The organism is Escherichia sp. MOD1-EC5495, assembly GCF_002965965.1.
GTDB lineage: Bacteria > Pseudomonadota > Gammaproteobacteria > Enterobacterales > Enterobacteriaceae > Escherichia > Escherichia ruysiae.
Map to the genome: position 1 here is coordinate 17,085 of NZ_PTRI01000003.1, position 21,095 is coordinate 38,179.

General features: G+C 50.7%; 21 protein-coding genes. 15 read left to right on the forward strand and 6 right to left on the reverse strand.

Annotation, left to right across the window (positions count from 1 at the left end; all coding sequences use genetic code 11):
* Positions 1–152 precede the first annotated feature (152 nt).
* The 8 genes from rluE to roxA all read left to right on the forward strand — a co-directional run bounded on the left by rluE (position 153) and on the right by roxA (position 7,974).
* Positions 153–806, forward strand: a complete 654-nt coding sequence (gene rluE / locus BEG40_RS03260; RefSeq protein ID WP_001248659.1) for a 23S rRNA pseudouridine(2457) synthase RluE — start codon at positions 153–155, stop codon at positions 804–806.
* Between the two features lie 9 nt (positions 807–815).
* Positions 816–1,277, forward strand: a complete 462-nt coding sequence (nudJ, locus tag BEG40_RS03265; RefSeq protein WP_105284878.1) for a phosphatase NudJ — start codon at positions 816–818, stop codon at positions 1,275–1,277.
* 53 nt (positions 1,278–1,330) lie between these two features.
* Positions 1,331–2,437 carry a tRNA 2-thiouridine(34) synthase MnmA gene (mnmA, locus tag BEG40_RS03270; RefSeq protein ID WP_010345559.1) on the forward strand — a complete coding sequence of 369 codons (1,107 nt, stop codon included), beginning with the start codon at positions 1,331–1,333 and terminating at the stop codon, positions 2,435–2,437.
* Between the two features lie 35 nt (positions 2,438–2,472).
* Positions 2,473–3,114, forward strand: coding sequence for a high frequency lysogenization protein HflD (gene hflD, locus BEG40_RS03275; RefSeq protein WP_001297479.1), 642 nt, complete (start codon positions 2,473–2,475; stop codon positions 3,112–3,114).
* A 3-nt stretch (positions 3,115–3,117) separates the two neighbouring features.
* Positions 3,118–4,488: an adenylosuccinate lyase gene (purB, locus tag BEG40_RS03280; RefSeq protein WP_105284879.1), complete on the forward strand. Its 1,371-nt coding sequence runs from the start codon at positions 3,118–3,120 to the stop codon at positions 4,486–4,488.
* A gap of 157 nt (positions 4,489–4,645) precedes the next feature.
* The gene (gene phoP, locus BEG40_RS03285) at positions 4,646–5,317 is read left to right on the forward strand and encodes a two-component system response regulator PhoP (RefSeq protein WP_001265481.1); all 672 of its coding nucleotides are present in this window, start codon (positions 4,646–4,648) and stop codon (positions 5,315–5,317) included.
* Positions 5,317–6,777 carry a two-component system sensor histidine kinase PhoQ gene (gene phoQ, locus BEG40_RS03290; protein WP_105284880.1) on the forward strand — a complete coding sequence of 487 codons (1,461 nt, stop codon included), beginning with the start codon at positions 5,317–5,319 and terminating at the stop codon, positions 6,775–6,777. The genes phoP and phoQ overlap by 1 nt, the downstream gene beginning before the upstream one ends.
* Before the next feature lie 75 nt (positions 6,778–6,852).
* Complete coding sequence (roxA, locus tag BEG40_RS03295; RefSeq protein WP_000456504.1) at positions 6,853–7,974, forward strand: [50S ribosomal protein L16]-arginine 3-hydroxylase; 1,122 nt, start codon at positions 6,853–6,855, stop codon at positions 7,972–7,974.
* A 48-nt stretch (positions 7,975–8,022) separates the two neighbouring features.
* On the opposite strand, the gene pepT is transcribed toward roxA, so the two are convergent.
* Positions 8,023–9,249: a peptidase T gene (gene pepT, locus BEG40_RS03300; protein ID WP_000359429.1), complete on the reverse strand. Its 1,227-nt coding sequence runs from the start codon at positions 9,247–9,249 to the stop codon at positions 8,023–8,025.
* Between the two features lie 249 nt (positions 9,250–9,498).
* Between pepT and potA the strand changes: the two genes are divergently transcribed.
* From potA to BEG40_RS03335, 6 genes are read left to right on the forward strand one after another with little or no spacing between them, the layout of a single operon-like run.
* The gene (gene potA / locus BEG40_RS03310) at positions 9,499–10,635 is read left to right on the forward strand and encodes a spermidine/putrescine ABC transporter ATP-binding protein PotA (RefSeq protein ID WP_000531593.1); all 1,137 of its coding nucleotides are present in this window, start codon (positions 9,499–9,501) and stop codon (positions 10,633–10,635) included.
* A complete protein-coding gene (potB, locus tag BEG40_RS03315; protein WP_000799415.1) occupies positions 10,619–11,476 on the forward strand; it encodes a spermidine/putrescine ABC transporter permease PotB in 858 nt (285 codons plus the stop codon). Before potA ends, potB begins: the two co-directional genes overlap by 17 nt.
* A complete protein-coding gene (potC, locus tag BEG40_RS03320) occupies positions 11,473–12,267 on the forward strand; it encodes a spermidine/putrescine ABC transporter permease PotC (RefSeq protein WP_000580316.1) in 795 nt (264 codons plus the stop codon). Before potB ends, potC begins: the two co-directional genes overlap by 4 nt.
* Entirely contained in the window at positions 12,264–13,310 is a 1,047-nt protein-coding gene (gene potD / locus BEG40_RS03325; RefSeq protein WP_000759337.1) for a spermidine/putrescine ABC transporter substrate-binding protein PotD, read from the forward strand. The genes potC and potD overlap by 4 nt, the downstream gene beginning before the upstream one ends.
* A gap of 57 nt (positions 13,311–13,367) precedes the next feature.
* The gene (locus BEG40_RS03330; RefSeq protein WP_010352234.1) at positions 13,368–13,829 is read left to right on the forward strand and encodes a DUF3592 domain-containing protein; all 462 of its coding nucleotides are present in this window, start codon (positions 13,368–13,370) and stop codon (positions 13,827–13,829) included.
* Positions 13,826–14,611, forward strand: a complete 786-nt coding sequence (locus BEG40_RS03335) for a TPM domain-containing protein (RefSeq protein WP_000714341.1) — start codon at positions 13,826–13,828, stop codon at positions 14,609–14,611. The genes BEG40_RS03330 and BEG40_RS03335 overlap by 4 nt, the downstream gene beginning before the upstream one ends.
* Before the next feature lie 138 nt (positions 14,612–14,749).
* Here the strand turns inward: BEG40_RS03335 and cobB are convergent, their stop codons facing one another.
* The 5 genes from cobB to lolC are packed head-to-tail and all read right to left on the reverse strand — an operon-like array spanning position 14,750 to position 19,664.
* Positions 14,750–15,571 carry a Sir2 family NAD+-dependent deacetylase gene (cobB, locus tag BEG40_RS03340; RefSeq protein WP_105284881.1) on the reverse strand — a complete coding sequence of 274 codons (822 nt, stop codon included), beginning with the start codon at positions 15,569–15,571 and terminating at the stop codon, positions 14,750–14,752.
* Between the two features lie 15 nt (positions 15,572–15,586).
* Positions 15,587–16,498: an N-acetylglucosamine kinase gene (nagK, locus tag BEG40_RS03345; protein ID WP_105284882.1), complete on the reverse strand. Its 912-nt coding sequence runs from the start codon at positions 16,496–16,498 to the stop codon at positions 15,587–15,589.
* Between the two features lie 28 nt (positions 16,499–16,526).
* The gene (gene lolE / locus BEG40_RS03350) at positions 16,527–17,771 is read right to left on the reverse strand and encodes a lipoprotein-releasing ABC transporter permease subunit LolE (RefSeq protein ID WP_001251372.1); all 1,245 of its coding nucleotides are present in this window, start codon (positions 17,769–17,771) and stop codon (positions 16,527–16,529) included.
* Positions 17,771–18,472 carry a lipoprotein-releasing ABC transporter ATP-binding protein LolD gene (lolD, locus tag BEG40_RS03355; RefSeq protein ID WP_001033695.1) on the reverse strand — a complete coding sequence of 234 codons (702 nt, stop codon included), beginning with the start codon at positions 18,470–18,472 and terminating at the stop codon, positions 17,771–17,773. The genes lolE and lolD overlap by 1 nt, the downstream gene beginning before the upstream one ends.
* Positions 18,465–19,664: a lipoprotein-releasing ABC transporter permease subunit LolC gene (gene lolC, locus BEG40_RS03360; RefSeq protein WP_000284717.1), complete on the reverse strand. Its 1,200-nt coding sequence runs from the start codon at positions 19,662–19,664 to the stop codon at positions 18,465–18,467. Before lolC ends, lolD begins: the two co-directional genes overlap by 8 nt.
* Positions 19,665–19,924: 260 nt before the next feature.
* Here lolC and BEG40_RS03365 point away from each other — a divergent pair, with 260 nt between their 5' ends.
* Entirely contained in the window at positions 19,925–20,995 is a 1,071-nt protein-coding gene (locus BEG40_RS03365; RefSeq protein ID WP_105284883.1) for an acyltransferase family protein, read from the forward strand.
* The last annotated feature ends 100 nt before the right edge of the window (positions 20,996–21,095 follow it).

Here is a 21,095-nt window from a genome sequence, read left to right on the forward strand (position 1 = left end):
TTCTGGTTTGCTCACCTGCCACCACGTTGCACATGCGTTTGCGTCCTGCGATACGGATGCATTAGAGCAATTTTTTGTTAATGATTTGTAATTGGCTTGTCAATACTACCCTATTGTTTGCCGTCATGAAAGATGCGCGTTATTAGGCTATAATGCGGCAATTCATAATCCCTGAAAATACTATGCAAAAAACTTCTTTTAAAAATCACCAGGTTAAGCGATTCAGCTCGCAACGTACTACCAGGCGCAAACCTGAAAACCTGCCCACGCGCGTGATCCTGTTCAATAAACCCTACGATGTTCTTCCGCAGTTCACCGATGAAGCCGGGCGTAAAACATTAAAAGAATTCATCCCGGTTCAGGGGGTTTATGCAGCAGGTCGTCTTGACCGCGATAGCGAAGGATTACTGGTACTGACCAATAATGGCGCGTTACAGGCGCGTTTAACCCAGCCGGGTAAACGCACCGGAAAAATCTACTATGTGCAGGTGGAAGGCATTCCCACACAAGATGCACTTGAAGCCTTGCGCAATGGCGTAACCTTAAATGATGGCCCTACCCTGCCCGCAGGTGTGGACCTGGTTGAAGAACCGGAGTGGTTATGGCCGCGTAATCCGCCAATTCGTGAACGCAAAAGTATTCCCACCAGCTGGCTGAAGATCACCTTATATGAAGGACGTAATCGCCAGGTGCGCCGCATGACCGCCCATGTTGGTTTCCCCACGCTGCGACTGATTCGCTATGCAATGGGTGATTACTCTTTGGATAATCTTGCCAACGGCGAATGGCGAGAAGCGACAGATTAAGGATGCAAAATGTTTAAACCGCACGTTACCGTTGCTTGCGTGGTGCACGCAGAAGGCAAATTTTTAGTCGTTGAAGAGACGATTAATGGTAAAGCGTTATGGAACCAACCTGCCGGGCATCTGGAAGCAGATGAAACCTTAGTGGAAGCCGCCGCCCGTGAGCTGTGGGAAGAAACCGGCATCAGCGCGCAACCGCAACACTTTATTCGTATGCATCAGTGGATTGCGCCAGATAAAACGCCGTTTTTGCGTTTCCTGTTTGCCATTGAGCTTGAGCAAATATGCCCGGCCCAGCCTCATGACAGCGATATCGACTGCTGCCGTTGGGTCAGCGCCGAAGAAATTTTACAGGCGCCAAATCTGCGCTCGCCGTTAGTGGCAGAAAGTATTCGTTGTTATCAAAGCGGGCAACGTTATCCGCTGGAGATGATTGGCGATTTTAACTGGCCTTTTACAAAGGGTGTCATCTAAAAGGCTGCGTGATAGAATACGCCGCCTTGAAGTTCAATGTCGTGAGTAATCCAATGTCTGAAACCGCAAAAAAAGTAATCGTCGGCATGTCCGGCGGTGTCGATTCCTCCGTTTCTGCCTGGCTGTTGCAACAACAGGGATATCAGGTCGAAGGCCTGTTTATGAAGAACTGGGAAGAAGATGACGGTGAGGAATATTGCACGGCGGCAGCGGATCTGGCTGATGCCCAGGCTGTCTGCGACAAGCTCGGCATTGAACTGCACACCGTAAACTTTGCTGCCGAATACTGGGACAACGTCTTTGAACTGTTCCTTGCCGAATATAAAGCCGGTCGTACACCTAACCCGGATATTCTGTGCAACAAAGAGATCAAATTTAAAGCCTTCCTCGAATTTGCCGCCGAAGATTTAGGTGCCGATTATATCGCCACCGGTCATTACGTGCGTCGGGCAGATGTCGATGGCAAGAGCCGCCTGCTGCGCGGGCTGGACAGCAACAAAGACCAGAGCTACTTCCTTTATACGCTCAGCCATGAGCAGATTGCACAAAGCCTGTTCCCGGTCGGCGAACTGGAAAAGCCACAGGTGCGTAAGATTGCTGAAGATCTCGGACTTGTTACCGCGAAGAAAAAAGACTCTACCGGCATCTGCTTTATTGGCGAACGTAAATTCCGCGAGTTCCTGGGTCGTTATCTCCCGGCGCAACCGGGCAAAATCATTACCGTTGATGGCGATGAAATTGGCGAACACCAGGGACTGATGTATCACACCCTCGGTCAGCGTAAAGGTCTGGGTATCGGTGGCACCAAAGACGGCACCGAAGAACCGTGGTACGTCGTCGATAAAGACGTCGAGAACAACATTCTGGTTGTCGCACAGGGTCATGAACATCCACGTCTGATGTCTGTCGGGCTGATTGCCCAGCAGTTGCACTGGGTCGATCGTGAACCCTTCACCGGCACTATGCGTTGCACGGTGAAAACCCGCTATCGCCAGACCGACATCCCGTGCACCGTCAAGGCGCTGGACGACGATCGCATTGAAGTGATTTTCGATGAACCCGTTGCCGCAGTGACTCCGGGTCAGTCTGCCGTCTTCTACAACGGTGAAGTGTGCCTCGGTGGCGGTATTATTGAGCAGCGTCTGCCGCTGCCGGTCTGATTATTTTCTTTACTTAAAACAAGGAAGCAGTGAACGTGGCAAAGAATTACTATGACATCACCCTCGCCCTGGCCGGTATTTGTCAGTCGGCTCGCCTGGTGCAACAACTCGCTCACCAGGGGCATTGTGATGCCGATGCGCTACACGTTTCACTCAACAGTATTATTGATATGAACCCCAGCTCCACGCTGGCGGTTTTTGGCGGTAGCGAAGCCAACCTGCGCGTCGGGCTGGAAACCCTGCTCGGCGTGCTCAATGCCAGCAGCCGTCAGGGTTTGAACGCTGAGTTAACCCGCTACACCCTTAGCCTGATGGTGCTTGAGCGTAAACTTTCATCTGCCAAAGGTGCGCTCGACACTCTGGGCAACCGGATCAACGGCCTGCAACGCCAGCTCGAACACTTCGATTTACAGTCCGAAACGCTGATGAGCGCGATGGCCGCCATCTATGTTGATGTTATCAGCCCGCTTGGCCCGCGCATTCAGGTCACCGGTTCCCCTGCTGTACTGCAAAGCCCGCAGGTGCAGGCGAAAGTTCGCGCAACCCTGCTGGCAGGCATTCGCGCCGCCGTGCTCTGGCACCAGGTCGGCGGTGGACGTCTGCAACTGATGTTTTCTCGTAATCGCCTGACCACTCAGGCAAAACAAATTCTTGCTCATTTAACCCCGGAGTTGTGATCTATGGAATTATCCTCACTGACCGCCGTTTCCCCTGTCGATGGACGCTACGGCGATAAAGTCAGCGCGCTGCGCGGGATTTTCAGCGAATACGGTTTGCTGAAATTCCGTGTACAAGTTGAAGTACGTTGGCTGCAAAAACTGGCCGCGCACGCAGCGATCAAGGAAGTTCCTGCTTTTGCTGCCGACGCAATCGGTTACCTTGATGCAATCGTCGCTAATTTCAGCGAAGAAGATGCTGCACGCATCAAAACCATCGAGCGTACCACTAACCACGACGTTAAAGCGGTTGAGTATTTCCTGAAAGAAAAAGTGGCAGATATCCCGGAACTGCACGCGGTATCTGAATTCATTCACTTTGCCTGTACTTCGGAAGATATCAATAACCTCTCCCACGCGTTGATGCTGAAAACCGCGCGTGATGAAGTTATCCTGCCGTACTGGCGTCAACTGATTGATGGCATTAAAGATCTCGCCGTTCAGTATCGCGATATCCCGCTGCTGTCCCGTACCCACGGTCAGCCAGCCACGCCGTCAACCATCGGTAAAGAGATGGCAAACGTTGCCTACCGTATGGAACGCCAGTACCGCCAGCTTAACCAGGTGGAGATCCTCGGCAAAATCAACGGTGCGGTCGGTAACTATAACGCCCACATCGCCGCTTACCCGGAAGTTGACTGGCATCAGTTCAGCGAAGAGTTCGTCACCTCGCTGGGTATTCAGTGGAACCCGTACACAACTCAGATTGAGCCACACGACTACATCGCCGAACTGTTTGATTGCGTTGCGCGCTTTAATACCATCCTGATCGACTTTGACCGTGACGTCTGGGGTTATATCGCTCTTAACCACTTCAAACAGAAAACTATCGCTGGTGAGATTGGTTCTTCCACCATGCCGCACAAGGTTAACCCGATCGACTTCGAAAACTCCGAAGGTAATCTGGGGCTTTCCAACGCGGTATTGCAGCACCTGGCAAGCAAACTGCCGGTTTCCCGCTGGCAGCGCGACCTGACTGACTCTACCGTGCTGCGTAACCTCGGTGTGGGTATTGGTTATGCACTGATTGCTTATCAGTCTACCCTCAAAGGCGTGAGCAAACTGGAAGTGAACCGTGACCATCTGCTGGATGAACTGGATCACAACTGGGAAGTGCTGGCTGAGCCGATCCAGACAGTCATGCGTCGCTATGGCATTGAAAAACCGTATGAGAAGCTGAAAGAGCTGACTCGCGGTAAGCGTGTTGACGCCGAAGGCATGAAGCAGTTTATCGACGGTCTGGCGCTGCCAGAAGAAGAGAAGGCGCGCCTGAAAGCGATGACGCCGGCTAATTATATTGGTCGTGCCATCACGATGGTTGATGAGCTGAAATAATCCCCTGTCAAGGCCGGATGGCGATGCTGTCCGGCCTGCTTCTTAAGCTAATCTTTTCCTGTATTACCTCCCCTACCCGCTGGTTTAATTAATGTTTACTCCCATAAACACATAATCGCGTTACACTATTTTAATAATTAAGACAGGGAGAATAAAAATGCGCGTACTGGTTGTCGAAGACAATGCGTTGTTACGTCACCATCTTAAAGTTCAGATTCAGGACGCTGGTCATCAGGTCGATGACGCAGAAGATGCCAAAGAAGCAGATTATTATCTCAATGAACATTTACCGGATATTGCCATTGTCGATCTTGGCTTACCTGATGAAGATGGCCTGTCGCTGATCCGCCGCTGGCGTAGCAATGATGTTTCACTACCGATTCTGGTATTAACCGCCCGTGAAAGCTGGCAGGACAAAGTCGAAGTTTTAAGTGCCGGTGCTGATGATTACGTGACCAAACCGTTTCATATTGAAGAGGTGATGGCGCGTATGCAGGCGTTGATGCGGCGTAATAGCGGTCTGGCTTCACAGGTTATTTCGCTGCCACCGTTTCAGGTTGATCTCTCCCGCCGTGAATTATCCATTAACGACGAAGTGATCAAACTGACCGCGTTTGAATACACCATTATGGAAACGCTAATCCGTAATAACGGCAAAGTGGTCAGCAAAGATTCGCTGATGTTACAGCTCTACCCGGATGCCGAATTGCGGGAAAGCCATACCATTGATGTATTAATGGGCCGACTGCGTAAGAAAATTCAGGCGCAATATCCGCAAGAAGTGATTACCACCGTTCGCGGCCAGGGCTATCTGTTCGAATTGCGCTGATGAAAAAATTACTGCGCCTTTTTTCCCCACTCTCGCTACGGGTACGTTTTCTGTTGGCAACGGCAGCGGTAGTGCTGGTGCTTTCGCTTGCCTACGGGATGGTCGCGCTGATCGGTTATAGCGTCAGTTTCGATAAAACCACGTTTCGGCTGTTACGTGGCGAGAGCAACCTGTTCTATACCCTCGCGAAGTGGGAAAACAACAAATTGCATGTCGAATTGCCAGAAAATATCGACAAGCAAAGCCCTACTATGACACTGATCTATGATGAGAACGGGCAGCTTTTATGGGCGCAACGTGACGTTCCCTGGCTGATGAAAATGATCCAGCCTGACTGGCTGAAATCTAATGGCTTCCATGAAATAGAAGCGGATGTTAACGATACCAGCATCTTGCTGAGTGAAGATCATTCTATACAGCAACAGTTGCAGGAGGTACGGGAAGATGACGACGACGCTGAGATGACTCACTCGGTGGCGGTAAACATCTATCCGGCAACGTCGCAGATGCCGAAGTTAACCATTGTGGTGGTTGATACCATCCCTGTAGAGCTTAAAAGTTCCTATATGGTGTGGAGCTGGTTTGTCTATGTGCTCTCAGCCAACCTGCTGTTAGTGATCCCTCTGTTATGGGTCGCCGCATGGTGGAGTTTACGCCCTATCGAAGCCCTGGCAAAAGAAGTCCGCGAACTGGAGGAGCACAACCGGGAACTGCTCAACCCCACCACCACGAGGGAACTTACCAGCCTGGTACGTAACCTGAACCGACTGTTAAAAAGTGAGCGTGAACGTTACGACAAATACCGCACCACGCTCACCGACCTGACGCACAGTCTGAAAACACCGCTGGCGGTGCTGCAAAGTACGCTACGTTCTATGCGTAGTGAGAAGATGAGCGTCAGCGAAGCAGAGCCGGTAATGCTGGAACAAATCAGCCGCATCTCGCAGCAAATTGGCTACTACCTGCATCGCGCCAGTATGCGCGGTGGTACATTACTTAGCCGCGAGTTGCATCCTGTCGCCCCTCTGCTGGACAATCTCACCTCAGCACTGAACAAAGTTTATCAGCGTAAAGGGGTTAATATTTCCCTCGATATCTCGCCAGAAATCAGCTTTGTGGGTGAGCAGAACGATTTTGTCGAAGTGATGGGCAACGTACTGGATAACGCCTGTAAATACTGTCTTGAGTTTGTCGAAATTTCAGCCAGACAAACCGATGATCATCTCTATATTGTGGTCGAGGATGATGGCCCCGGTATCCCGAAAAGCAAGCGTGAAGTGGTCTTCGACCGTGGTCAACGGGTTGATACCTTGCGTCCCGGACAAGGTGTTGGTCTGGCTGTCGCACGTGAAATTACCGAGCAATACGACGGAAAAATCATCGCCGGAGAGAGTATGCTCGGCGGTGCACAAATGGAAGTGATTTTTGGTCGCCAGCATCCTTCGCCAAAGAGTGAATAAATATGCCCTTTCTTCACGCATTACGTTAAGCATCCGTTATAATCGGTTGCAGATACCCGCCTATGGACGCTTAACATGGAATACCAACTTACCCTTAACTGGCCCGATTTTCTTGAACGCCACTGGCAGAAACGTCCGGTAGTGTTAAAACGCGGCTTTAATAATTTTATTGATCCGATCTCTCCAGACGAGTTGGCGGGTCTGGCGATGGAAAGTGAAGTCGACAGTCGACTGGTCAGTCACCAGGATGGCAAATGGCAGGTCAGCCACGGCCCGTTCGAAAGCTACGATCATCTCGGTGAGACCAACTGGTCATTGCTGGTGCAGGCAGTGAATCACTGGCATGAACCAACCGCCGCGCTGATGCGTCCGTTCCGTGAATTACCGGACTGGCGCATTGACGATCTGATGATCTCATTTTCCGTACCTGGTGGTGGCGTCGGCCCGCATCTCGATCAGTACGACGTGTTTATTATCCAGGGCACCGGTCGTCGTCGCTGGCGGGTCGGCGAAAAGCTGCAAATGAAACAGCATTGTCCGCACCCGGATCTGTTACAGGTCGATCCGTTTGAAGCAATTATCGACGAAGAACTGGAGCCGGGCGATATTCTTTATATTCCACCGGGATTCCCGCACGAAGGCTACGCGCTGGAAAATGCGATGAACTACTCTGTCGGTTTTCGTGCGCCCAATACGCGGGAGCTGATCAGCGGTTTTGCCGATTATGTTCTGCAACGTGAGCTGGGCGGTAATTATTACAGCGATCCGGATATCCCTCCTCGCGCCCATCCGGCTGATGTTCTGCCGCAGGAGATGGATAAACTGCGTGAGATGATGCTCGAATTGATCAACCAGCCGGAACACTTTAAACAATGGTTTGGCGAGTTTATTTCCCAGTCACGTCATGAACTGGATATCGCGCCGCCAGAGCCGCCTTATCAGCCGGATGAAATCTACGATGCGCTGAAACAAGGTGATGTGCTGGTGCGCCTGGGTGGTCTGCGCGTATTGCGCATTGGTGATGATGTATACGCCAATGGTGAAAAGATCGATTCTCCGCACCGTCCGGCGCTGGATGCGCTCGCCAGCAATATTGTGCTGACCGCCGAGAATTTTGGCGATGCGCTGGAAGATCCGTCATTCCTCGCGATGCTCGCGGCGCTGGTCAATAGCGGGTATTGGTTCTTCGAAGGGTAAGTTTGAATGTAAGCCGGATGCGGCATCACATGCCGCATCCCTTTTCGCTTACTTCCGTTGCGCCGTTAACTCGGCAATACGCACGATCACCTGCACCGCTTTTTCCATTCCTTCCAGGGTCACAAATTCATGTTTACCATGATAGTTGTAACCACCAGTGAACAGGTTCGGGCACGGTAATCCCATAAACGACAACTGCGCACCGTCGGTGCCGCCACGGATCGGTTTCAGATCCGGTTCAATATCACAATCACGCATCGCCTGCTGGGCGATATCGAGAATATGCGGATGATCCACAATTTTCTCGCGCATGTTGTAGTAACTGTCTTCAATCACCAGTTCAATGTAGCAGTCAGGGTGCAGCCCTTTGCCCACTTTCTTGGCAATTTCCATCATTTTACGTTTGCGTGCTTCAAACTGTTTACGGTCGAAATCACGAATGATGTAGTGCATATCGGCACGCTCAACGGTGCCTTTCATGCTCGTCAGGTGATAAAAACCTTCATAACCTTCGGTAGTTTCCGGGCTTTCATCCGCCGGAACTTCTGCATGAATACGTGCGGCCAGCGATAGCGCGTTAACCATCACGCCTTTTGCCGAGCCTGGGTGAACGTTGTTACCGACAATTTTGATATTCACCGATGCGGCGTTGAAGTTTTCAAACTCAAGTTCGCCTACGCCACCGCCATCGACGGTGTAAGCCCAACGGGCATCAAAGGCGTCAACATCAAAGTGTTTCGCCCCTTTCCCCACTTCTTCATCTGGCGTAAAGGCGACGCGAATATCACCATGCGGAATGTTTTTCTGTTGCAGTACCGCCAGCGCGGTCATGATTTCTGCAATACCTGCTTTGTCATCGGCACCTAACAAGGTTTTACCATCGGTGGTAATCAGCGTCTGACCCAGAAGCTGATGCAGAACCGGGAACATAACCGGTGATAAAACTTCATCGCCGATACCCAGCGCAATGTCACCACCACGATAGTTTTCAACAATTTGCGGATTTACATTTTTACCGCTGCAATCCGGAGAGGTATCCACATGAGAAATAAAACCAATCGCCGGGATATCGCCAGGAACGTTAGCCGGTAACGTCGCCATTAGCGTTCCTTTCTCACTTAAGGTCACATTGATAAGCCCCATCTCTTCGAGCTGATCTTTCAACAGATGCAATAACTTCCACTGACCTTCCGTGCTGGGAACCTGTCTCACTCCCGCTTTTGATTGGGTATCCAGAGACACGTAGTTCAAAAAACGCTCAAGTAGTTTATCCATGTAGTCACCCTCACTTTTCGTGACAACATTATTAAGAAGCAAGAAAAGACAAATATTGCGTCAGGTCACTTTTACCCCTGCAAGCGGGAATATTTATCAACATTACCTTAATCAATATAAAGCTAAGCCAGTAATTCACAACAAGGATTGGCGATTCCGATGGTTTGCCGTAGAATTACCGCCCTCATTAAGAGTCACCAAGGTGGTTAACCACAAACCCCGCATCGGTAAGCCATCCGTTGCGTTTACATGGGACAGAGTAAAAAATTGAATAAACAACCGAGTTCGCTTTCACCGCTGGTGCAATTGGCGGGAATTCGCAAATGCTTTGATGGTAAAGAAGTCATTCCCCAGCTTGATCTGACTATCAACAATGGCGAGTTCCTCACGCTGCTTGGCCCTTCTGGCTGCGGTAAAACAACCGTTCTTCGCCTGATTGCGGGTCTGGAAACTGTTGATTCCGGGCGCATCATGCTGGATAACGAGGACATCACCCACGTTCCGGCGGAAAACCGCTATGTGAACACCGTTTTCCAAAGCTACGCGTTATTCCCCCACATGACCGTATTCGAAAATGTGGCCTTTGGCTTGCGTATGCAAAAAACCCCCGCTGCTGAAATTACGCCTCGCGTGATGGAAGCCCTGCGGATGGTACAACTGGAAACCTTCGCTCAACGCAAACCGCATCAACTCTCTGGCGGTCAGCAGCAACGCGTGGCCATTGCCCGCGCGGTGGTTAACAAGCCTCGTCTGTTGTTGCTTGATGAATCGCTTTCCGCGCTGGATTACAAACTGCGCAAACAGATGCAGAACGAGTTAAAAGCGTTACAGCGAAAACTTGGCATTACTTTCGTCTTCGTTACCCACGACCAGGAAGAGGCACTCACTATGTCTGACCGGATTGTGGTGATGCGCGATGGTCGCATTGAACAAGACGGCACACCACGTGAAATCTACGAAGAGCCAAAAAACCTGTTCGTTGCCGGGTTCATTGGCGAAATCAATATGTTTAACGCCACGGTGATCGAACGTCTCGACGAGCAACGCGTACGCGCCAACGTTGAAGGCCGCGAGTGTAATATTTACGTTAACTTCGCCGTTGAGCCGGGGCAAAAACTGCATGTTCTGCTACGCCCGGAAGACTTACGCGTTGACGAAATCAACGACGATAACCACGTCGAAGGGCTGATTGGTTACGTTCGCGAACGCAACTACAAAGGCATGACGCTGGAGTCAGTTGTCGAACTGGAAAATGGCAAGATGGTGATGGTCAGCGAATTCTTTAATGAAGACGATCCTGACTTTGACCACTCTCTCGACCAGAAAATGGCCATTAATTGGGTAGAAAGCTGGGAGGTCGTACTGGCTGATGAAGAACACAAGTAAGTTCCAGAATGTAGTGATTGTCACTATTGTCGGTTGGCTTGTGTTGTTTGTCTTTCTGCCCAACCTGATGATCATTGGCACCAGCTTTTTGACCCGCGACGACGCCAGTTTCGTCAAAATGGTCTTTACGCTGGATAATTACACACGTCTGCTCGATCCGCTCTATTTTGAAGTGCTCGTGCACTCGCTGAATATGGCGCTGATCGCCACTCTCGCCTGCCTGGTGCTGGGCTACCCGTTTGCCTGGTTTCTGGCAAAACTGCCGCATAAAGTGCGACCGCTGCTGCTGTTTCTGCTGATTGTTCCGTTCTGGACAAACTCGCTGATTCGAATCTATGGGCTAAAAATTTTCCTCAGCACCAAAGGCTATCTCAACGAGTTCCTGCTGTGGCTGGGCGTTATTGATACCCCAATTCGCATCATGTTCACCCCCAGCGCGGTGATTATCGGTCTGGTTTACATTCTGCTACCGTTTATGGTGATGCCACTCTATTCCAGTATTGAAAAACTGGATAAACCTTTACTGGAAGCGGCACGCGATCTCGGTGCCAGCAAACTGCAGACTTTTATCCGTATTATTATTCCGCTGACGATGCCAGGAATTATTGCCGGATGTCTGCTGGTGATGCTGCCAGCCATGGGCTTGTTCTATGTATCCGACCTGATGGGCGGTGCGAAAAACCTGCTGATCGGTAACGTCATCAAGGTACAGTTCCTCAATATTCGTGACTGGCCGTTTGGTGCCGCCACCAGCATTACGCTAACTATCGTAATGGGCCTGATGTTGCTGGTTTACTGGCGCGCTTCTCGTTTGCTGAATAAGAAGGTGGAACTCGAATGATCGGTCGACTGCTTCGCGGCGGTTTTATGACCGCTATCTACGCGTACCTGTATATCCCAATCATTATTTTGATTGTGAACTCCTTTAACAGCTCGCGCTTTGGCATTAACTGGCAGGGTTTTACCACCAAATGGTATAGCCTGCTGATGAACAACGACAGCTTGTTACAGGCGGCGCAACATTCACTGACGATGGCGGTATTCTCGGCGACGTTTGCTACGCTTATCGGTTCACTGACGGCGGTTGCGCTGTACCGTTATCGCTTTCGCGGTAAGCCGTTCGTTAGCGGAATGCTGTTTGTGGTGATGATGTCGCCAGATATCGTGATGGCGATTTCTCTGCTGGTGCTGTTTATGCTGTTGGGTATTCAGCTTGGCTTCTGGTCGCTATTGTTCTCGCATATCACCTTCTGCCTGCCATTTGTGGTGGTGACAGTGTATTCGCGCCTGAAAGGTTTTGATGTGCGGATGCTGGAAGCGGCGAAAGATCTCGGCGCCAGCGAATTTACCATTCTACGGAAAATCATTTTGCCACTGGCAATGCCGGCTGTGGCGGCGGGCTGGGTGCTAAGCTTTACCCTGTCGATGGACGATGTGGTAGTTTCGTCGTTTGTCACCGGACCGAGCTATGAAATTCTGCCGTTAAAAATTTATTCGATGGTCAAAGTCGGCGTATCGCCAGAAGTTAACGCGCTGGCAACCATATTACTGGTGCTGTCGCTGGTGATGGTTATTGCCAGCCAGCTTATTGCTCGTGATAAAACGAAAGGTAACACAGGGGACGTTAAATGAAAAAATGGTCACGCCACCTGCTCGCGGCGGGTGCTCTGGTACTGGGCATGAGCGCCGCTCACGCCGATGACAACAACACGCTGTATTTCTACAACTGGACCGAGTACGTGCCGCCAGGACTGCTTGAACAGTTCACCAAAGAAACCGGTATTAAGGTTATCTATTCGACTTACGAGTCAAATGAAACCATGTACGCAAAACTGAAAACGTACAAAGACGGTGCCTATGACCTGGTGGTTCCTTCAACCTATTACGTCGATAAAATGCGTAAAGAAGGGATGATCCAGAAGATCGACAAGTCGAAGTTAAGCAACTTCAGCAACCTCGATCCAGACATGCTCAACAAGCCGTTTGACCCGAATAACGACTACTCCATTCCGTATATCTGGGGTGCGACGGCGATTGGCGTTAACGGTGATGCGGTGGATCCGAAATCCGTTACCAGCTGGGCCGATCTGTGGAAGCCTGAGTACAAAGGCAGCCTGCTGCTGACCGATGATGCCCGTGAAGTATTCCAGATGGCGCTGCGTAAGCTGGGCTACTCCGGTAACACTACCGACCCGAAAGAGATTGAAGCTGCGTATAACGAGCTGAAAAAACTGATGCCAAACGTGGCAGCGTTTAACTCCGATAACCCGGCTAACCCGTACATGGAAGGCGAAGTTAACCTCGGCATGATCTGGAACGGCTCTGCTTTCGTTGCGCGCCAGGCGGGTACGCCAATTGACGTGGTATGGCCGAAAGAAGGCGGCATTTTCTGGATGGACAGCCTGGCGATCCCGGCAAATGCCAAAAACAAAGAAGGCGCGCTGAAATTGATCAACTTCCTGCTGCGCCCGGATGTGGCAAAACAGGTTGCCGAAACTATCGGTTATCCAACGCCAAACCTTGCGGCGCGTAAGCTGTTAAGCCCGGAAGTGGCGAACGATAAAACACTCTACCCGGATGCTGAAACCATTAAAAATGGTGAATGGCAGAATGACGTTGGCGCAGCCAGCAGCATTTATGAAGAGTATTATCAGAAGCTGAAAGCAGGACGTTAATTCAGCAAACGGGCGGTGGTATTACCGCCCGTTTTTTATTTAGCAAGGATGTGGCTAATGAGTCAGGACAGTAACGTTTTATCCCGCTCTTTCGTCGGTATTGGTTTGGTACTGCTCGTTATTTCTGTTGTTATATTTTACAACCAGTTCACCTATACCAAAAATGCGATGCATACCGAAGGGGTCATTGTTGATGTCGTCTGGTACAACAATCATTCAAACGACGTCGGTGATAATGGTTCCTGGTATCCAGTGGTTGCCTTTCGCCCTACACCAGATTACACGCTAATTTTTAATTCGAGTATTGGTAGTGATTTTTATGAAGATAGCGAAGGTGACAGAGTCAATGTCTATTATCCGCCAGGGCATCCAGAAGAAGCCGAAATAAACAATCCCTGGGTTAATTTTTTTGAATGGGGCTTTGTTGGCATAGCAGGCATTATTTTCGGTGGTATCGGTCTGATAATCATGGTCCCCTCCTCTAAAAAATCACGCAGGAAACGGAAGTCCCGCCCATGAAAAAATTCATGATACTGCTCAGTTTACTGATATTTCTGCCTCTGACGGTAACCAGTAAGCCCTTAATTCCAATAATGAAGACACTTTTTACGGATGTTACAGGTACTGTACCAGATGCTGAAGAGATCGCGCGTAAAGCAGAACACTTCCACCAACAAACCGGGATCGCGCCATTTATCGTGGTTGTTCCTGGCATTAATGAAGCCAGTCTCAGGCAAAATGGCAAAGCGATGCTGGCGTATGCGTCATCTTCATTGACTGATGTAAAAGGGAGTGTTCTGTTAATCTTTACTACCCGCGAGCCACGGTTAATTGTGATAACCAACGGCCAGGTTGAAAGCAGCATGGACGATAAACATCTTGGCCTTCTGGTAGAAAATCACACGCTGGCTTATTTACATGCGGACCTCTGGTATCAGGGAATCAATAATGCCCTGGATATTTTGCAAGCACAGATATTAAAACAACCGACGCCACCACTGACATATTATCCGCATCCCGAACAAAAGCATGAGAATGATCCGCCAGGCAGCACCTCGACATTAGGTCTTTTTGCCTGGGCAGTTGCATTCATCATCTTTGCTGCAATTTTTAACTACACGTCGCGCTTTTATTATGCCTTAAAATTTGCAGTGGCTATGACTGTCGCCAATATGGGCTATCAGGCTTTATGCCTGTATATCGATAATAGCTTTGCGATTGTTAAAATATCGCCGCTCTGGGCGGGGCTGATTGGAGTCTGTACGTTTTTTGCAGCACTGTTATGGACGAGTAAAAGTTAAAAGAGGCCGGTAAAGTGCGCGTGTATTATGCCGGATGCGGCGCGAACGCCTTATCCGGCCTACAAAACCCGCAAATTCAATTAATTGCGCCCCATCGTAGGCCTGATAAGCGTAGCGCATCAGGCAATGCTGCCTGCTTTATAAGCCCTTCAGCAACTTCTCAACAAACTCTGGCACTACCTGGCTTGCCGGACCGTAATATTTCTCGGCAAATTCGTTACCAACCTGGCTCGGCTCAAGATTGAGTTCCACGGTGTGCGCGCCATGCAATTTTGCTTCATGAACAAACCCAGCCGCCGGATAAACATGCCCGGATGTGCCAATGGCAATGAAAATATCCGCCATCGCCAGTGCCATATAAATTTCATCCATGCCGAGCGGCATTTCACCAAACCACACCACGTGCGGGCGCAGCGGAGTCGGGAACTGGCAACAATGACATTTATCTTCTGGCGTAACATCGCCAGTCCAGTCGAGAACCTGCCCACTTTGTGAACAACGTACTTTCAGCAATTCTCCATGCATATGAATCACATTGGTATTGCCTGCGCGTTCATGCAGGTTATCGATATTCTGCGTCACCAGTAAAAAGCGATCGCCGAGGGCGTCTTGCAGTTTAGCCAGCGCAAGATGCGCGGCGTTAGGCTGTATTTCTGGCTGCTGTAACTGTCGGCGACGAGCATTATAAAACGCTTGCACCAGTTCCGGGTCGCGATCAAAGCCCTCTGGCGTCGCAACATCTTCAACACGATGCTCTTCCCACAGGCCATCTGCGGCGCGAAAGGTACGAATACCTGATTCCGCAGAAATACCAGCCCCTGTCAGTACGAGTACTCTTGGTTTTTCCATTGCTTCCGACACCACTTTATCTCTGAAAAAAATACGCTGACGTAAACGCTCATGCAGGCGGCGTTTATTTTTACGAAAACGACTTAACCGATGACCCCGACGCGACAGCATAGCAACCTCTGTTGTTTAATCGGTTAGATGTAGGAACGCAGCTCCACGCATTCCGCCTGCATCACCGTGGCGCGCGCGTTCAATACGCGGAACACGAGCTACAGGTAAGAGATGACGAGGCAGCCTGTCCGCCAGTTGCGTTGTGATTGCCGGGAAATTGGATAACCCACCGCCAATGACCACCAGATCAGGGTCAATAATGGTCAGGATGTTTCCCAGACAAACCGCTAATAGATCCAGATAACGCTCAACGTGCGCCCTTGCCTGCTCATCGCCTTGATCATAAAGCGCAATAATTTCGGGAGCCTGCAACGGTTGATGATAATAGTGTTGATACAGCCACGCAAAACCGCGACCAGACAGATAATTTTCAATGCAGCCATGCTGACCACAGCCACAGCGGCGTAATGGGAAATCCAGCCCCATCATGGTTAACGCATCGACCGGCAGACGCATATGACCAAACTCGCCGGTAATGTAGCTCTTACCCGTCACCGCCTTACCGTTGAATACCAGTCCACCGCCAACGCCGGTGCCGAGAATTAACCCCATCACCAGCGGATATTGGGTAAATTCATCATCCCAGGCTTCAGAAAGGGCAAAACAGTTAGCGTCATTATTCAGTCGCACATCGCGCTCAAGACGTGCGCTCAGGTCGGCACGCAGCGGTTTACCGCTGGCGGCGGGGACATTGGCGGCATACAGCGTGCCATCATCTGTTTCTGGCATTCCCGGAATACCAATGCCGACAGAACCTTTACAGCCAAAACGCTGGTCAGCTTCGGCTACCAGCTCGCACACTGCATCCAAAAATGCGTCATAGCTGTCACGCGGCGTCGGCACCCGCTTTTCCCACTGCAACTGCCGACTGCTATCAAACACACCTAGCGCAATTTTTGTTCCACCAATATCAAACCCGTAATACATTGCCGCTCCTTGTTTTAATGTACTGCCTTTACTGGCCGCTAAGGACTCGCGCAGGGTCAATATTACTGGCGCGCCGCGCCGGATACCAACTTGCCAAAAGACTCAGCAACAATGCTGTGACCAGTACGTAGAAGACGTCCAGCCAGTGCAATTCCGATGGCAGGAAGTCAATAAAATAAATGTCACTGGAGAGGAACTGATGGCCGATCAGATCTTCAATCCACTCGATAATCGGAGTGAGTTGCAGCGAAACCACCACGCCGATAATCACACCACACAAGCTGCCGAACAACCCAGCCAGCAATCCATACCAGACAAAAATGGCGCGAATTAAACCGTCTTTCGCGCCCAGCGTTCTTAATACTGCGATATCGCCACTCTTGTCTTTTACCGCCATCACTAAAGTGGAGACGATGTTAAAACAGGCCACACCAATCACCAGTACCATCGCCAGATACATAATGGCGCGGATCATCTGGATATCACGATACATATAGCCGTAAGTGCCGATCCAGCTCTTGATATAAACATAGCTATTGGTCACTTCGCCCGCGTCACGCACCAGTTTGTTGGCGTTAAAAACATCCGTCATTTTAAGGGCAATACCTGACACACTGGAACCCATATCAAGATATTGTTGGGCATCCGCCAGCGGGATCATGGCAAAACTGTGATCGAGTTGACCGCTCAGCTGCAAAATTCCGGCAATTTGCAAGCGCACACGTTTTGGCTGCATCAATTTATGCTCGGGATTCGAATTTGGGATCATGATCGACACCCAATCGCCCTGCTTCACTTTTAACGCATCCGCTACGCCTTTGCCGATAATAATCTGCTGCTCACCGGCTTTAAAATTGTTCCAGGCATCGCCCTGGACAAACGAGGGCAGCGCACTTAGGCGCTGTTCCTGTTGCGGATCAACCCCTTTTACCTGAAGCGCGCGCAGATTCGCACCGCTTTCCACCAGCCCCGTGAAGTTGATATACGGCGCAGCGGCGGCAATACCTGGCACTTTTTGCACGTTATTCAGTGCTTCCTGCCAGTTAGTCCACGGCTGATCCACCGCTTCAATTTCGCCATGCGGTACTACCGCCAGAATGCGGTTATTCAGTTCACGCTCAAAGCCGTTCATCGCGCTTAAGCCGACGATCAATACCGCCACACCAAGTGCAATGCCAATGGTAGAAATGACGGAGATCAGCGACACCATGCCGCCACGCCGCCGTCCGCGACTAAAACGCAGACCAATTAATAACGATAAAGGCATCGCCATTACTCCGCCCCCATCAGGCTCAGTTCCGCCGTCAGACGACCATCACGCATTTCCAGTTGGCGGCTCATACGTTTCGCCAGTTGCAGGTCGTGAGTAACCACCAGGAAAGCGGTGCCCTGCAAGCGATTCAACTCCCCAAGCAACTGGAAGATGCTGTCGGCGTTACGTGCGTCAAGGTTACCGGTAGGTTCATCCGCCAGTACCAGACGCGGGTTATTAACCAGCGCACGGGCAATCGCCACACGCTGACGTTCGCCGCCAGAAAGTTCGGATGGACGGTGATTCGCGCGATGCTCCAGCCCCACCGCTTTTAACATTTCCAACGCTCGACTGTTGATTTCAGCGGGCTTTTTCTTGCCAATCAGCAGCGGCATAGCCACGTTTTCCAGCGCGGTAAAATCCGGCAGCAGGTGGTGAAACTGATAAATAAAGCCCAGCTTCTGGTTACGCAGTTCTGCTTTCGCTGCCGACGACAGCTTGCTCATCGGCTGACCGTTAAAAATCACATCGCCGGAAGTTGGCGTATCCAGCCCACCCAGCAAGTGCAGCAAGGTGCTTTTGCCAGAACCAGAGCTACCAACGATAGCCATCATTTCGCCTTCGCCCACGCTGAAACTGACATTGTGCAGCACGTCGGTTTGCACACTGCCTTCCTGATAGCGTTTGCACAGGTTGTCGCATTGCAACAGGATCTTATTCATAACGTAAAGCCTCAGCAGGTTGAGTGGCGGCAGCGCGCCAGGAAGGGTAAAGCGTAGAAAGCAGAGCGATAGCCATCGCCACCAGCGCAATAATAATGACCTGTAAAGGTTCGATAGCGACCGGCAGCGCCGCGCCATCAAGCAGGACGCCGATTATCGGCATCAGATTATTCAACTGGCTGGCAAGCAGCGCACCAAGCGCCGCGCCCAGGATCGCACCAATAATTCCGGCGCTGGCACCCTGTACCATAAAGACCATCATGATTTGTCGCGGAGTTAGACCTTGCGTTTGCAGGATTGCCACTTCGCCCTGCTTCTCCATCACCATCAGCCCCAGCGAGGTAATAATGTTAAACGCCGCAACGGCGACAATCAGGCTCAGCAGCAAGCCCATCATATTTTTTTCCATGCGCACGGCCTGGAACAGCTCACCTTTACGGTCGCGCCAGTCCTGCCATTTACTGCCTTCTGGCAGTTTTTGCTGGCTTAACGAGTCCACTTTCAGCGGCTCATCCAGCCACAGACGCCAGCCGGTGATATTGCCTGCCGGATAACGCATCAGACGCGAGGCATCCTCAATATTCACCAGCATTTCATAGCCGTCGACTTCACTGTTAGCGGCAAAAGTACCAATCACATTGAACAGGCGCTGACTTGGAATACGCCCCATCGGCGTGAACTGGCTGGCAGAAGGCACCATCACGCGGATTTGATCACCGCGATTAACGCCCAACTGTGAAGCAAGCTGTTCACCGAGGATGACATTATATTTCCCTGGCTCGAGGTCGGCTTGTTTCACATTGACCAGATACGGGGTTAGCGGATCTTTTTGCGCCGGATCGATACCCAGCATGACGCCTACCGCCACGCTGCGTGCGCTTTGCAGCACCACATCACCAGTAGTGATAGGCGCGACGCGATTTACGCCGTCCAGTTTGACTGCCGTTTCCGGGAGTTTCTGCGGGTTAAGAGAGCCCTGCTCCGAAGAGAGAATCGCCTGTGGCATCAGGCCAAGGATGTTGTTTTGCAGTTCGCGCTCAAAGCCGTTCATCACTGACAATACTGTGACCAGCGCCATCACCCCGAGGGTAATGCCGATGGTAGAAAGCCAGGAGACGAAACGACCGAAGCGATCCGCTGCACGCCCACGCATGTAACGCAGGCCAATAAATAGAGCGACAGGTTGGTACATGAAATCCGTCTGGTTGCTGTTAGCAAAGACACGAGTATATAAGCGAAAGCAGGATGGGTAAACGCCTGAACTGTAAGTGATCATCAGGGCTAATCTGAAAAGCATCAGTAAATCAATCGGCTAAAGGGTCTCATTTTCTCATCGGCCTTGTGGCCTGATCTTTATCTGAAAAATAACCAAATACAGACAGATACGCATTACACCACGCGACTCGCCCCGCAGGATCAACAGCATGTTAAATAAAAGAGCGTGTTGTTCTGATGAAACAAAAAGAACTATGGATTAACCAGATCAAAGGGTTATGCATCTGTCTGGTGGTGGTTTATCACTCGGTAATCACCTTTTACCCGCATCTGACCACTTTTCAGCATCCGTTATCGGAAGTACTGAGTAAATGCTGGATCTATTTCAATCTTTACCTTGCGCCCTTCCGTATGCCGGTTTTTTTCTTTATCTCCGGCTATTTGATTCGCCGCTATATCGACAGTGTGCCGTGGGGAAATTGTCTCGATAAACGCATCTGGAGCATCTTCTGGGTGCTGGCGCTTTGGGGCGTGGTGCAGTGGCTGGCGCTAAGCGCACTGAATCAGTGGCTGGCACCTGAGCGCGATTTAAGCAATGCCTCCAATGCCGCTTATGCCGATTCCACCGGTGAATTCCTGCACGGGATGCTCACCGCCAGCACCAGCTTGTGGTATCTGTACGCTTTAATTGTCTATTTCGTGATATGTAAAATTTTTAATCGCCAGGCTCTGCCGTTATTCGCCCTGTTTGTACTGATGAGTGTGGCTGTTAATTTCGTTCCCACGCCGTGGTGGGGAATGAACAGTGTGATCCGCAATTTGCCTTATTACAGCCTTGGCGCATGGTTTGGCGCAACATTAATGACCTGTGTTAAAGAAGTACCGTTGCGCCGCCATCTGCTGATGTCTTCGCTGCTGGCCGTTCTGGCGGTCAGTGCCTGGTTGTTTAATATTTCGTTGCTGTTGTCGCTGGTGTCGATTGTGGTGATCATGAAGCTGTTTTATCAGTACGAGCAGCGTTTCGGTATGCGCTCCTCCAGCCTGCTGAATGTGATTGGTTCCAACACCATTGCCATCTACACCACCCATCGCATTCTGGTAGAGATATTCAGCTTAAGTCTGATTCCGCAAATGAACGCGGCGCGCTGGTCGCCACAACTCGAACTGACACTCCTGCTGGTTTATCCCTTTGTCAGTTTGTTGATTTGTACACTGGCTGGCTTGCTGGTGCGAAAATTTTCACAACGCGCATTCAGCGATCTGTTGTTCTCCCCACCTTCTCTGCCTGCAACCAGTTATTCTCGCTAAGCCATCGCCCCAGCCGGGGCGATTCAATTTGCTAAACCATGTCGATTCCGGATAATGAACAGCATTGCTTATCAGAGATATGCCCCCATATGTTGAGGCA